At 62.9% G+C, this 13,051-nt stretch carries 12 protein-coding genes; 7 read left to right on the forward strand and 5 right to left on the reverse strand.

The genetic code is table 11. The features are described 5' to 3' along the window. Window positions 1-3: 3 nt before the first annotated feature. Window positions 4-1,020 (reverse strand): LacI family DNA-binding transcriptional regulator, encoded by a 1,017-nt coding sequence (locus tag BLQ01_RS14155; protein WP_026543301.1) that lies wholly within the window; start codon window positions 1,018-1,020, stop codon window positions 4-6. A gap of 126 nt (window positions 1,021-1,146) precedes the next feature. Between BLQ01_RS14155 and BLQ01_RS14160 the strand changes: the two genes are divergently transcribed. The 5 genes from BLQ01_RS14160 to panD all read left to right on the forward strand — a co-directional run bounded on the left by BLQ01_RS14160 (window position 1,147) and on the right by panD (window position 6,871). Then, window positions 1,147-1,554, forward strand: coding sequence for an L-rhamnose mutarotase (locus BLQ01_RS14160; protein ID WP_091552412.1), 408 nt, complete (start codon window positions 1,147-1,149; stop codon window positions 1,552-1,554). Further along, the gene (gene rhaI / locus BLQ01_RS14165) at window positions 1,551-2,717 is read left to right on the forward strand and encodes an L-rhamnose isomerase (RefSeq protein WP_026543299.1); all 1,167 of its coding nucleotides are present in this window, start codon (window positions 1,551-1,553) and stop codon (window positions 2,715-2,717) included. Before BLQ01_RS14160 ends, rhaI begins: the two co-directional genes overlap by 4 nt. 2 nt (window positions 2,718-2,719) lie before the next feature. Continuing rightward, on the forward strand, window positions 2,720-4,765 hold the full coding sequence (locus BLQ01_RS14170; protein WP_175493444.1) for a bifunctional aldolase/short-chain dehydrogenase: 2,046 nt from the start codon (window positions 2,720-2,722) through the stop codon (window positions 4,763-4,765). Between the two features lie 8 nt (window positions 4,766-4,773). Then, window positions 4,774-6,282, forward strand: a complete 1,509-nt coding sequence (locus tag BLQ01_RS14175) for a rhamnulokinase (RefSeq protein ID WP_091552416.1) — start codon at window positions 4,774-4,776, stop codon at window positions 6,280-6,282. Window positions 6,283-6,439: 157 nt separating this feature from the next. Continuing rightward, entirely contained in the window at window positions 6,440-6,871 is a 432-nt protein-coding gene (gene panD, locus BLQ01_RS14180; protein WP_026543295.1) for an aspartate 1-decarboxylase, read from the forward strand. 80 nt (window positions 6,872-6,951) lie between these two features. Here the strand turns inward: panD and BLQ01_RS14185 are convergent, their stop codons facing one another. Genes BLQ01_RS14185 through BLQ01_RS14200 form a run of 4 tightly spaced genes read right to left on the reverse strand, consistent with a single transcriptional unit; the run spans window position 6,952 to window position 11,015 of the window. Then, on the reverse strand, window positions 6,952-8,283 hold the full coding sequence (locus BLQ01_RS14185) for a flavin monoamine oxidase family protein (protein WP_091552417.1): 1,332 nt from the start codon (window positions 8,281-8,283) through the stop codon (window positions 6,952-6,954). 12 nt (window positions 8,284-8,295) lie between these two features. Then, window positions 8,296-8,628, reverse strand: a complete 333-nt coding sequence (locus BLQ01_RS14190; protein ID WP_091552419.1) for a cupin domain-containing protein — start codon at window positions 8,626-8,628, stop codon at window positions 8,296-8,298. A 31-nt stretch (window positions 8,629-8,659) separates the two neighbouring features. Further along, the gene (locus tag BLQ01_RS14195) at window positions 8,660-9,484 is read right to left on the reverse strand and encodes a MoaF C-terminal domain-containing protein (RefSeq protein ID WP_091552420.1); all 825 of its coding nucleotides are present in this window, start codon (window positions 9,482-9,484) and stop codon (window positions 8,660-8,662) included. 52 nt (window positions 9,485-9,536) lie between these two features. After that, a complete protein-coding gene (locus BLQ01_RS14200) occupies window positions 9,537-11,015 on the reverse strand; it encodes an APC family permease (protein ID WP_091552422.1) in 1,479 nt (492 codons plus the stop codon). A gap of 208 nt (window positions 11,016-11,223) precedes the next feature. On the opposite strand from BLQ01_RS14200, the gene BLQ01_RS14205 reads away from it, so the two are divergent. Together BLQ01_RS14205 and BLQ01_RS14210 are read left to right on the forward strand one after the other, a co-directional pair. Then, window positions 11,224-11,823 carry a TetR/AcrR family transcriptional regulator gene (locus tag BLQ01_RS14205; protein WP_091552423.1) on the forward strand — a complete coding sequence of 200 codons (600 nt, stop codon included), beginning with the start codon at window positions 11,224-11,226 and terminating at the stop codon, window positions 11,821-11,823. Window positions 11,824-12,029: 206 nt separating this feature from the next. Continuing rightward, on the forward strand, window positions 12,030-12,956 hold the full coding sequence (locus BLQ01_RS14210; protein ID WP_026543290.1) for an AEC family transporter: 927 nt from the start codon (window positions 12,030-12,032) through the stop codon (window positions 12,954-12,956). Window positions 12,957-13,051 lie beyond the last annotated feature (95 nt).

Genomic DNA, 13,051 nt, shown 5'->3' on the forward strand with positions numbered 1-13,051 from the left:
TACTTAGTTGGGTGCGCCGGCAGTGCTTTGGCGGACCACAAGTTCAGGCGTGAACACCACTGCCCGGTGCTTGGTGCCGCCGCTCTCCTGTTCTTCCGCGAGCAGCTCGATCGCCGTGCGGCCCAAGGCCTCGGTGGGCTGGCGGATGGACGAGAGCGGGACCACTGCGGAAATGGCGAAATCGATGTCGTCATATCCGATGAGCGCAATGTCCTCCGGGATCCGGACCGTCCGCAACATGGTCAGCGACTGCATGACACCGAGCGCCAGGAGGTCGTTGGAGCAGAACACGGCTTCAGGCCGGAGCTCCGGGGCGCGTTCCACCAGGCTGTTGCCCACCTGCCTGCCGGCCAGAACGGTCTGGCCAGCAGAATCCAGGACCTCAACACTGGCCCCGGATACCTCTGCCACAGCACGCTGCGCGCCCTTGAGTCGGCTCGCGACCTGGCGGATGGACGGCGTACCAACAAAGGCCAGACGACGGCGGCCCAGGTCCAGCAGGTGCCTGGCCGCGAGATAACCGCCTTCCTGGTCATCCACGGAGACTGAGCTGCAGCGGTCGGTGTCTGCAAGTTCGTCCACCAGAACGGTGGGCACGCCCCGTTCACGCAGAGTATCGATCCGCTCCGCCACATCGCCTACGGGGGAAAGGAGCAGCCCTTGGACGCGCTGCTCCTGGAAGAGGTCCATGTAGTGCGCTTCGCGGGAGGCGTCCTGCCCGCTGTCACCCACCAGCACCACGCTTCCGAGTGCGGTGGCAGCATCCTCTGCGGCACGGGCGACTGAGGAGAAGAAGGGGTTTCCGACGTCCAGCACTATCAGCCCGATGGTCCGGCTCTGGCCGGCGCGGAGCTGGCGGGCGGCGTCATTGCGGACAAACCCGAGTTCTGCAATGGATTTGAGGACGCGTTCCTTTGTCCTCTGGGAAACCCTGTCCGGATAATTCAGCACATTGGAAACAGTGCCCACTGCTACTTGGGCGTGGGTTGCAACGTCTTTGATGCTGGCTGTCTGGGACATGCTTTCCGATCTCCGTTGGCTGACGTCAATGTGCTGGAAACGCCTTGACACCCCCGCGTTTCCGAGGGTAATTTGAATCGTAACAAATGAAACGATTCAAAGACGAGTAACCCTGGAGAACCGCACATGAGGGTTTGTTTCCGCTCCTCAGTCCAACCGGAACTGATGGCCGAGTACAAGCAACGCCATGCCAACGTATGGCCGGAGATGCTGTCAGCACTGAAAAACGCGGGGTGGAACAACTACTCACTGTTCCTCGCTCCTGACGGCCAATTGATCGGCTATCTGGAGTGCGATGACTACCAAGCCGCCCAAGCCCGCATGGCGGTGACAGAGGTCAATGCCCGATGGCAGGCCGAAATGGCCACCCTCTTCGCCAACAGCGACGTCCCTCCGGACCAGGGCTTCGAAATCGTCGAGGAAGTTTTCAACCTCGAAGACCAGCTTGCCGCCGCGGGCAGCGTCACAGATGCCGCCGGCACCGCACACATAGACAAAGACCCAGCCCACGAATACCAAAAGGAACAAGCATGAACACCACAGAATCGGCCCTGGGCCGTCTAGGGGAACTGGCCATTGAAGTGCCGTCCTGGGCCTACGGAAATTCCGGGACCCGGTTCAAGGTCTTCGGCACTCCGGGTACTCCGCGCACCGTCCAGGAAAAAATCGCCGACGCCGCTAAGGTCCACGAACTCACCGGGCTGGCCCCCACCGTGGCCCTGCACATTCCGTGGGACAAGGTGGATGACTACGCAGCCCTCCGCGAGTACGCCGCAGGACTGGGGGTTGGCCTGGGCACCATCAACTCCAACACCTTCCAGGACGACGAGTACAAGTTCGGCTCCCTCACCTCGTCCAACGAGTCCGTGCGCCGGCGCGCCATCGACCACCACCTGGAATGCATCGAGATCATGCACGCCACGGGTTCCAAAGACCTGAAGATCTGGCTGGCTGACGGCACCAACTACCCTGGCCAGGACGATATCCGTGGCCGCCAGGACCGCCTTGCCGAGTCACTGCAGGAAATCTACGCAGGCCTCGGCGATGAGCAGCGCCTGGTCCTCGAGTACAAGTTCTTCGAGCCCGCTTTCTATCACACCGATGTTCCGGACTGGGGTACTTCCTACGCGCAAACCCTGGCCCTGGGTGAGAAGGCGTTTGTCTGCCTGGACACGGGCCACCATGCTCCGGGCACCAACATCGAGTTCATCGTGATGCAGCTCCTGCGCCTCGGCAAGCTGGGTTCCTTCGACTTCAACTCCCGTTTCTACGCTGACGATGACCTTATTGTTGGCGCCGCTGATCCGTTCCAGCTGTTCCGCATCATGCACGAGGTCATCCGCGGGGGCGGTTTCGGCAAGGATTCAGGCGTCGCCCTGATGCTTGACCAGTGCCACAACCTGGAGGAGAAGATCCCGGGCCAGATCCGCTCGGTCCTGAACGTCCAGGAGATGACCGCCCGTGCGCTCCTCGTGGACACGGCAGCACTCTCCGAAGCCCAGCGGGCCGGCGATGTCCTGGCCGCCAACGGCATCTTCAACGATGCCTTCTACACCGATGTCCGGCCGGTCCTGGCCGAGTGGCGCGAATCCCGCGGCCTCCCCGCCGATCCCATGGCCGCATACAAGGCCAGCGGGTACCAGAAGAAGATCAACGAGGACCGCGCTGGCGGCCAGCAAGCCGGATGGGGCGCATAAGCATGACGCAGAACAAGACCAACACAGTTGAAGAGCTGATCTCCCGTTCCAACCGCCTCGGCGCGGACAAACGGAACACCAACTTCGCCGGCGGCAACACCTCCGCCAAAGGCACCGAAAAGGACCCCGTCACCGGCCAGGACGTCGAACTGCTCTGGGTCAAGGGTTCCGGCGGCGACCTCGGCACCCTGAAAGCCGGGAACCTGGCAGTACTCCGGCTGGACCGGCTGCAGGCACTGAAGTCCGTTTACCCCGGCGTCGAGCGTGAAGACGAAATGGTGGCCGCGTTCGATTACTGCCTCCACGGCAAGGGCGGCGCTGCGCCGTCGATCGACACCGCCATGCATGGCCTGGTGGACGCTGCACACGTTGACCACCTGCACCCGGACTCGGGCATCGCGATCGCGACGGCGGTGGACGGCGAGGCACTGACCTCAAAGGTGTTCGGCGACAAAGTGGTCTGGGTTCCGTGGCGTCGTCCCGGTTTCCAGTTGGGCCTGGACATCGCTGCCATCAAGGAAGCCAACCCCCAGGCCATCGGCACCATCCTGGGTGGCCACGGCATCACCGCCTGGGGTGCCACCAGTGAAGAGGCCGAGGCCAACTCGCTCTGGATCATCGACCAGGCCGAGAACTACATCAAGGACAACGGCAAGGCCGAGCCCTTCGGCGCCAAGCTCCCCGGCTACAGCGCCCTCCCCGAAGCTGAGCGCCGGGCGAAGGCAGCGGCCCTCGCGCCTGTGATCCGCGGCCTGGCTTCCACGGACAAACCGCAGCTGGGGCACTTCAGTGATGACGCCGTCGTGCTTGAATTCCTTGAGTCCGCGGAGCACCCGCGCCTGGGCGCCCTGGGAACCTCCTGCCCGGACCACTTCCTGCGCACCAAGGTCAAGCCGCTGGTCCTGGACCTTCCCGCGGATGCCTCTATTGAAGACTCCGTCAACCGGCTGAAGGAGCTGCACGCCGCGTACCGCGAGGACTACCAGGCCTACTACGACCGCCACGCCGACGAGAACAGCCCGGCGCTCCGCGGTGCTGACCCGGCGATCGTGCTGGTCCCCGGCGTTGGCATGTTCTCCTTCGGCAAGGACAAGCAGACCGCACGCGTGGCCGGTGAGTTCTACATCAACGCCATCAACGTGATGCGCGGCGCCGAAGCCATCTCCACCTACGCCCCGATCGAGGAATCCGAGAAGTTCCGCATCGAGTACTGGGCGTTGGAAGAAGCCAAGCTCGCCCGGATGCCCAAGCCCAAGTCGCACGCCACACGCATCGCACTGGTGACCGGGGCGGCGTCGGGCATTGGCAAGGCGATCGCCACCCGATTGGCGTCCGACGGCGCGTGCGTCGTTATTGCTGACCTCAACCTTGAGAACGCGCAAAAGGTAGCCGAGGAACTGGGCGGTTCCGACGTCGCCATCGGCGTCCAGGCCGACGTGACCGACGAAGCCCAGATCGCGGCCGCAATCCAGGAGGCCGTGCTCGCGTTCGGCGGCCTGGACCTGGTGGTCAACAACGCCGGCCTGTCCATCTCCAAGCCGTTGCTGGAAACGACGGAGAAGGACTGGGACCTCCAGCACAACGTCATGGCCAAGGGCTCGTTCCTGGTGTCCAAGGCCGCTGCCAAGGTCATGATCGATCAGGGCCTGGGCGGAGACATCATCTACATCTCCTCCAAGAACTCCGTGTTCGCCGGGCCCAACAACATCGCGTACTCGGCCACCAAGGCTGACCAGGCCCACCAGGTCCGCCTGCTCGCCGCCGAACTGGGCGACCACGGCATCCGCGTCAACGGCATCAACCCCGACGGCGTGGTCCGCGGCTCCGGTATCTTCGCCGGCGGCTGGGGCGCCAAGCGCGCGGCGGTCTACGGCGTGGACGAGCAGGAACTGGGCAAGTACTACGCCCAGCGCACTCTCCTCAAGCGCGAAGTCCTCCCGGAGCACGTGGCCAACGCCGCGTCCGTGCTCACCAGCAACGAACTGTCCCACACCACCGGCCTCCACATCCCAGTGGACGCCGGCGTCGCGGCAGCGTTCCTCCGCTAGGACTGTCAGTGAACAACGGAACCACCGCGAGCACCGCCCCGGCACACGCCGGGACGGTGTCCGCCCAGAACGCAGTCTTTGCCGCCATCGACATTGGCGCATCCTCCGGCCGCGTCATGTTGGGCCGCGTTTCGACGGCGTCCGGGGTGTCGCTCGAGACGATTCACCGCTTCCCCAACGGAGTGGTGGAGCTCGACGGCGGCCTCCGCTGGGACTTCGACGCCCTGTTCGCCGAGGTACTCAAGGGCTTGGCGGCTGCCGCTGACACAGCGGCCACGAACGGCGAGAGCATCGTCAGCATCGGCGTCGACACCTGGGCCGTTGACTATGGTCTGGTGAACGACGCCGGTGAACTCACGGCGCAACCGCACAGCTACCGGGACGAGCGCAGCCGGGCCACGGTGGAACGGGTCCATGCGCTCATTTCCCCGGAGAAGCTGTACGCCGTCACAGGTCTGCAGTACTTGCAGTTCAACACCCTGTATCAGCTCGCAGCGGAACCCAAGCTGGACGGGGTGCAAGCCCTCCTGATCCCGGACCTTATCGCTTTCCTGCTGACGGGCGAGCGGCGGACTGAAGCCACCAACGCGTCCACTACGGGCCTGTTTGATGCTGTTGCCGGTGAGTGGGCCACGGAATTCATGGACGCACTCGGGCTGCCCCGGGACATCTTCCCGCCGCTCATCCAGCCCGGCGAAATCGTGGGCAGGCTCCTGCCGGGAATCCTGGAACAAACGGGTTTGTCCGCCGACACCACAGTGGTTGCCGTGGGGTCGCATGACACGGCGTCTGCGGTGGCAGCTGTCCCCGCTGGGCTTGAAGACTTCGCATACATCTCCTCCGGAACCTGGTCCTTGGTGGGTGTGGAGCTGGACCGGCCCGTCCTCACGGAAGCGAGTCGCAAGGCCAACTTCACCAACGAACGCGGCGTTGATGGCACCATCCGCTACCTCCGCAATGTGGGTGGCTTGTGGTTGCTCAGCGAATGCCAGCGTGCGTGGGCCGCGGAGGGTTATACCCAAGCACTCCCGGCCTTGCTCGACTCGGCGGCAGCGCTTCCTGCCGGTGGTCCGCAGATCAATGCCGATGATCCTGCTTTCACTGCTCCGGACAACATGCCTGATCGCATCCGGGCAGCCGTGCGCAACACCGGTGCCGTACTCCCGGACCGGCCCGCCGCCGTCGTGCGTTGCATCATGGACAGCCTCGCCGCCGGGTACGCCCGGACCTTGGCTGATGCCGAACGGCTCACCGGCCGCAACACCGGAGTGGTGCACATTGTGGGGGGCGGTTCGCAGAACAGGCTCCTGTGCCAGCTCACCGCCGAGGCTACCGGCAAGCCCGTGATCGCCGGGCCCGTTGAGGGAACGGCGCAAGGCAATGTCCTGGTCCAGGCCCGCGCAGCAGGGGTGGTGGCCGGTGGGCTGGCCGAGCTGCGCCGGTTGGTTGCAGCGGGCACCAGCTTGGAACGCTACGAGTTTAGCGGTGCACGCGTTGTCAGTGACGTCTCGTCCTGACCCGCTTTGATACGAGGGTGGCCGCGAAACAACCTGCACGGGTTGCTTTGCGGCCATCATTCCGTCAAACAGGGTCAGGAAGCCACAAGTTCTGCAGGCCTCCGAGTCTGGTACGTCACAGCGCCGGATGAGGGTGCCGCGCTAAACTGGTGGCACTATGATCCGCACAATGTTCAAGTCCAAGATCCACCGCGCAACGGTCACCCATGCCGACCTCCACTACGTCGGTTCCGTCACCGTAGACCTGGACCTCCTGGACGCGGCCGACATCCTCCCCGGTGAGCTCGTCTCCATTGTTGACGTCACCAACGGCGCCCGCCTGGAAACGTACACCATCGCCGGCGAGCGCGGTTCCGGTGTCATCGGCATCAACGGCGCCGCCGCCCACATGGTCCACGTTGGGGACACCGTCATCCTCATCACCTACGCGGAAATGACCACGGAGGAAGCCAGGGCCTACGAGCCCAAGGTGGTCCACGTAGGCAAGGACAACAAGATCCTGCAGCTCGGCAATGACCCGGCAGAGGGCCACACCCCCGGGCTCATGCGTCCGCCGCACGCGCTCAGCAACGCGGCGCACCTCAGCTAAGGCTCCACAACAGGCTCCAGAAGCAGCGTTCGACGTCGGCACTCGGGTGAGTGCCGACGTCGAACTTTTTGCGGGCTGCTTTAGCTCACGGGAGCAGGAGCCCGCAGGGGTGGGCGCGTTTCACTGGTGAGTGCGGATGCCACCTGGCGGGCAGCATCGAAGCCGCTTTCGATGGCGCCGTCGATGAAGCCTCCCCATCCATTGGCGAAATCCGAACCGGCGAGACGGATCCTCCCCTCGGGCCTCTGGAGCTCGGCCAGATGCCGGGTGAGGTAGCCCGTGTAATGCATGGGCCAAGTGGATCGTGCATATTCATCGGATACCCAGTCATGCCCGGCGACTTCGAGCACTTTCAATCCAGGGACAATGGCGTCGAGGTGTCCTTGTGCCTCGGCGACGTCGTCGACGTCCACAGCACCGGCGTCTGGACCGAAGCACACAAGGGTGGTGGTGTCCTGATCGATGTACTCGGCTTGGACGAAGTTCAGGGCTGCCGTTTCGGGCCCGAACGCCACGAACCTTTCCTGCCGGCCGTCCACCTTGATCCACAGTTTGGCGCCGCGGCCCGCTTGTCCCCTTGCAGCCGCTTCCCTCTTACCGGGCGACAACGGTGGTTGGACGTCGATGCCGTTCAGTACGCTGAGCGGCAGTGCGAGGATAACCTGGCGGGCTCGGTATTGTTTGCCCGCGTCAGTTCCCACCACGACTCCCCCGGCGTCCTGCTCGACGGACACCACCCGCTGCTTCAGCCGAAGCTGTGCCGATGAGTCCGCAAGGATCACCTCGGCGAGCCGACGGGTGCCGCCGTCGATCTTAAAGCTGGCGCAGGCCTCAAACATAAGCTGCCAGTCCCCACTGGCAACTGCGCACCAGCGCAACGCCTGGGTGTAGGCCGCCTCGTCCAGCCTGCCGTTGAAATTCAGCGTCCAGAAGGACCTCAAGAGCCGGCGCTGATCTTCAGGGAGACCCAGGCGGTCGATGGCCTCCGACAGCGTCATACCGTCGATGTCCGCCACATCGGGGTTATCCAAGGGCTGCCACGGCATGGGGAAATAGCGTCGTGAGTCAGCCAACAGCAACCTGTTTGGCCCGTCCAGCAATTCCATCAAGCGCTCAGGTGATCCTTCGTGACGCTGGCCGCCCAGGGTCCAGAGGGCCTTGGTGAACTCCGGGCCCGGTAAGGCCTTGATCCCGTACCGCCCCATTTCCGCCCAAACGTAGGGCTGGGTCCAGTGAACCCAGGTTCCCCCGAGCTCCAGGTTCCGGCCAAGGCGTTCCGCCAGATGGGTTCGTCCGGCAATCCGGTCCTTCGCTTCCAACACGATGGTGGCGTGGCCGCTGCGTGAGAGTTCCCTTGCAGCCGTGAGCCCGGCAAAGCCGGCACCTATAACTATGACGTCGGAGGTTTCCACTCTGTCCTTGCCTTAGCTGTAAACGAAGAATTCGATGGTTGGCTCCAGGACTGTCCAACGGGTCATTGCCCCCTTGGAGAGGGAGGCCATGGAACCTTCCATCAGCTCAAGGATGTTTCCGTCCTTGACCTCGATCCGCAGGTGCCCCGAGACGATGTATATGGTTTCGTCCTGGCCGATGGGCAGGTCGAAGGGTTCCGGGGCTTCTTCCGGAGAGACTTTCCAGATCCCGCCGCTCAGCGTTTCGTTTCCGTTCGCACCTGCACGCCTGAGCCATTGGACAGATCCCAACGCAAACGGTTCGAACGCTGCGTGGTCAAGCTGGGCATGGAAGACCTGGGACATGGTGTTGCTCCTGTCAGTATTTGCGGGGTGTTCAGTGTTTGTGGGTGTCTTGCGGGTAGGCCGTGCTGTTCAGGACGCTGAGCCTGGAATTGAAGGGGAGGCTCACCGGTTGGGCGGAGGGATTGTCCCAGCCGAACATCCGCCCGATGGAACGCTGCTCACGCAGATCTATCAGGAGCACGGCTTCAACAGTCATCACCTGTTCTGTCCAGAAGAAGATGTACAGGTCCTCTGTAACGGCCCAGGTCATGCAACGGTCAGTGTCAGCAAGTCCCGCTTCCCCGCCCCGCACGCAATGCCAGGTGAAAGTCCCTTGATTCAGGTAGATGTGCTCGTAGGACTCGACGTCGCTGTAGCGGTAGAAGATGCGCTTGCCCACGAGTTCCGAGGACCGCTGGTGCACAGTGGGCTGTCCGCCGGCGTTGGAATGCGTGAAGTCAGTAGTTCCGCGGACTTTGCCGTCAACAGTGACAAAACGGGATACCGCAGTGGTCACTGCATCTGTGGATCGGTCGAGAATAATGGTGACGTTTTCGGCGTTGGTATCCTGGCCGCTGCCTTGGGCGCCGCCTCGGGGCCCCTGCCCACGGACAAAGTCGATGATGAAGATTCCCGGGCGGGCTTCAATGGCCTTGTAATCAGCGGTCCCGCTGGCAGTGCCCTCGGTCCACGTAAGTTGTGACGCAGTGAGGAAGCTGTACTCGATGGTCGTTCCATCAGCTGCCTCAAGGGCGATTTTTGTGCTCGCCAGCGCGGGGGAAGCAGGCAGTGTCTGGTCCCCGAAGCCGTCCAGCATGGTGGAAACCGGCGGCCATTCTTCCTCGGGAACGTAATCCTGGACTTCGGTGGTGGTCATGTGATGGGTCCTTTGCTTGTTTCAGGCAGTTGGTTTACGCGGAGGGTTGCGCTCAGAGAATTTCCGCAGCGTAGTTGATGGCGGGCCTGCGCATGCCCCGAATCAGGCCGGCCACAAAGATGAGCGGGATGCCCAGGAGGAGCCATCGGGCAACCCCTCCTGCACCACCCAGGAGGACGTCATAGTTGTCCAGGGTCAGGTAGCCCACAACGATGAACGCCAGGAATGAGAGAGCTGGAGCAATTACCGTGACCCACACGTTGTCCCTGGTTCCGGATCTGGCGAAGTACACCAGGATTGCGGCCGATGTCAGCAGCAGGATGGAAATAAATCCTGCCGTTCCCAAGGCCACAAACCAGGCAAAGACGGTGGCGATCGGGTCAGCACCGGCCAGCAGAAAAGCGCTGATGATGGCCAGGACAACCAGGGAGTTGACCAGCCCTGCAAGCGATGGTGCCCCCGATTTGGAAACTGAGGACAGCTTGGCCGGGAGTGCGCCCGCCCTGCCCAGTGCGAACAGGTACCGGGAAAACATATTGGACAGCCCCAGAAGCATCGCGATGAAGCTCGTCACAACCAGCACCTGCATGGCAATGCTTAGCCAGGCACCCGCGCTGGACTCTGCAAGATCGAAGATCATTCCGGAGGGGTTTTCGGTGGCTATCGCCTGGATCCCCTCGATGCCCACGGCACCGCTGATGGCCCACGTGGAAACCATGTAGAAGACGCCGATGAACGCGATGACAAGGTAAGCGGCACGTGGGATGGTACGCCGCGGTTCTTTGGCTTCTTCCGCGAAGACCACCGTGGCTTCGAAGCTGGTGAAGCAGGCGAAGGCGAACAGCAACGAGATGCCCAGGCCCGGCCCAAAAATGTTCTCTCCCGTGAACCCTGCGAACGTGAAGATCCCCAGCCCCTTTTGGATAACAAGGGAGCCAACAAGGGCGGCAACCACCAGCGTTTCACCAAGGATGAGCACTCCCAGCACCTTGAGGCTGGCATCCACGCCCTTCATGGTCAGGAAGGTGGTCAACGCCAACAGTGCGACGATCCAGAAATAGACCGGCAGTCCTATTCCCGTGAGGCTTTCCACGAGTTGCCGGGCGAAGACTCCGAACTGCGACCATAGGCCGATTTGCAGGCTGAGGTAGGTCAGGATGGCAATCCCCGCGCCTCCTGTGGCCCATTTGTTGCCCAAGCCTTTGGCGATGTAGGCCACGAAACCGCCGGCGTTGGTGATGTGTTGGCTCATCCTCAAATAGCCCACGGAGAACAGGGCCACCAAAAGGGCAGCGATCACATAGATCACAGGGGTTCCGGGGCCGCTCGCCGAGAAGATGACGGGGCTGGCTCCCACAACAGCCGCCATGGGTGCGGCTGCGGCAATGGCGAAGAAGGCTATGGCAACGACGCCAAGCTTATTGGCCCGGAGCCGGACTACCCCGGCCGCGGGACTGTCGCCTTGGGGACCGTCCGCGGAACCTGTGCTTTGGGGACCTGCCTGTGCCGAGGTCTGACTGGATTCGTTCATGAGGCTGTTCTTTCCGGAATGCACTGGCGCCGTCGCCAGTGCGGAGGGATAGGGAGCCTTGCGGCCGAAGGACGAACGTCCGAGCGGCGAGGCTGAAGCTGCTCTGGGTGGCAGGGGTGATCCGGACCACATTTCAAACTATACGTTTGTATAGTTTGAGGTGTCAATGGGTTCGCCCCTCCGATTTCTTCGCCGCTAGACTCGCCTTATGAGCCAGGAAGCGCGCAAGTTACCCTACGGGGACGGCAGGGATGCGCTGCTTTCTGCCGTGCTGGACGTTGTGGCAGAAAAGGGCCTGCGCGGAGCGAGCTACAGATCAGTTGCCGCGCGCGCCGGCGTCAACCACGCCTTGATCACCCATCACTTCGGGTCCATGGAAGGGCTTCTGGCCGCCACCATGGAGTGGTCGGTGCAACGATCAATCCAGGAAACCGGCCTCTCGGGGCTCGCCGAACCCGACGGGAACTTTGCCGATTCACTCATCGCTACCGTTTCCGCCGAACCCGAGCTTCAGTTGTTCCAGTTCGAAATGGTCCTCGAGTCAAGACGCAACCCGCAGATCCGCACGCTGGTTGAGCGGCTCTACGCAAGCTACGTCAGCACGGTTGAAGAGGCGCTGACCCGTCGCGGACTGGACACGGGCAACGAAGCTGCGCTTGCCATCTTCGCGGCGCTCGACGGCCTCATGCTTCAATTCGTCACCATGAGCGACCCTGCCCGAATCAGGGCCGCCGTTCATCAAGTGGCCCGGCTGATAACCGCACTCGAGCCGGCAAACGGAGCCACCGGGACGCCGGGCACAAACTAACGGCCGACGTCGACACTCAAGCCAGGCGCCGACGTCGAGCGCGTTTTAGTACAGATACGGCGCCCAGGACCACCGCTTAGGGTCACCTGCTGCACAAGATCTCCTCCGTCCGCATGACGGAACCCTCGCGAGAAAACGCTTACTCAGGTCCTGTTTATGGTTAAGCTGTCTTTCGTGACCCAACAGCCCTCCGCCCGCACAACGCCATGATTGGCGTCCTGTCCGGGTTCTTCGTGGTGTGGGCCATCATTCTGGTGGGCATGTTCGTTGGGCGGCGCAACATCCTGGGCGAGAACGCGCGGTCGGTGCTGAGCTCCCTGACATTCTTCGTTGCCAGCCCTGCCCTCCTGTTCGAAACGTTGAGCAAGGCCAAGCTGCATGACGTCTTCGCCGCGCCGCTCCTGGTCACCGCCGTGGGCGCAGTACTCACCGGCTTGTTGTTCTTCCTGATCGTGAAGTTCTGGCTGAAACGGGCCATGCCCGAAGCCCTCATGTCCTCCATGAGCGCTTCCCTGGCCAACTCAGCCAACCTCGGCATCCCCATCGCCGTGTTTGTCCTGGGCGACGCGAGCTATGTGGCGCCCCTGCTGATCTTCCAGCTCGCATTCTTCACGCCGATGTACCTGATGGCCCTGGACGCCAGCACCAGTTCGCACCGCACCACTCCCCTGCGCTTCCTGCTGATGATCGTCAGGAACCCCATGATCGTGGGCTCTGCGCTCGGCCTGCTGGTAGCGGGGACCGGTTTTCAGGTGCCGACACTCATCCTGGAACCCATCCACTTGATTGGCGGAGCCGCGATTCCCGCCATGCTGATGGCCTTTGGCATGAGCCTCAACGGTTCCAAACCCCTGCAGAAGGAAGCCGGGCGGAGACTGGACACCCTGCTGGCCAGCGGCTTCAAACTCATAGTCCACCCGCTGATCGCGTACGTTTTTGCCCGCTTTGCGTTGGGCATGGAGGGGCATGCGCTCTTCGCCGTGGTGGTGACTTCGGCGCTGCCCACTGCCCAAAACGTATTCGTCGCGGCCAACCGGTACCAAGCAGGAATCACCGTAGCCAAGGACACCGTGCTGATCACCACCATCGTGGCCGTTCCCGCCATGATCGCTGTGGCGCTGCTGCTCACCTAGCCGTCGAATACGATGGCGTCGGCGATGCGCCGGATGCCGGCAAAACCTGGGTAACGTTCACGGCAACGTGGAAGTACAACGGCTGGTTCGGACAG

The sequence above is a fragment of the Arthrobacter sp. UNCCL28 genome, assembly GCF_900102805.1.
In the GTDB taxonomy this organism is placed as follows: Bacteria; Actinomycetota; Actinomycetes; order Actinomycetales; family Micrococcaceae; genus Arthrobacter; species Arthrobacter nicotinovorans_A.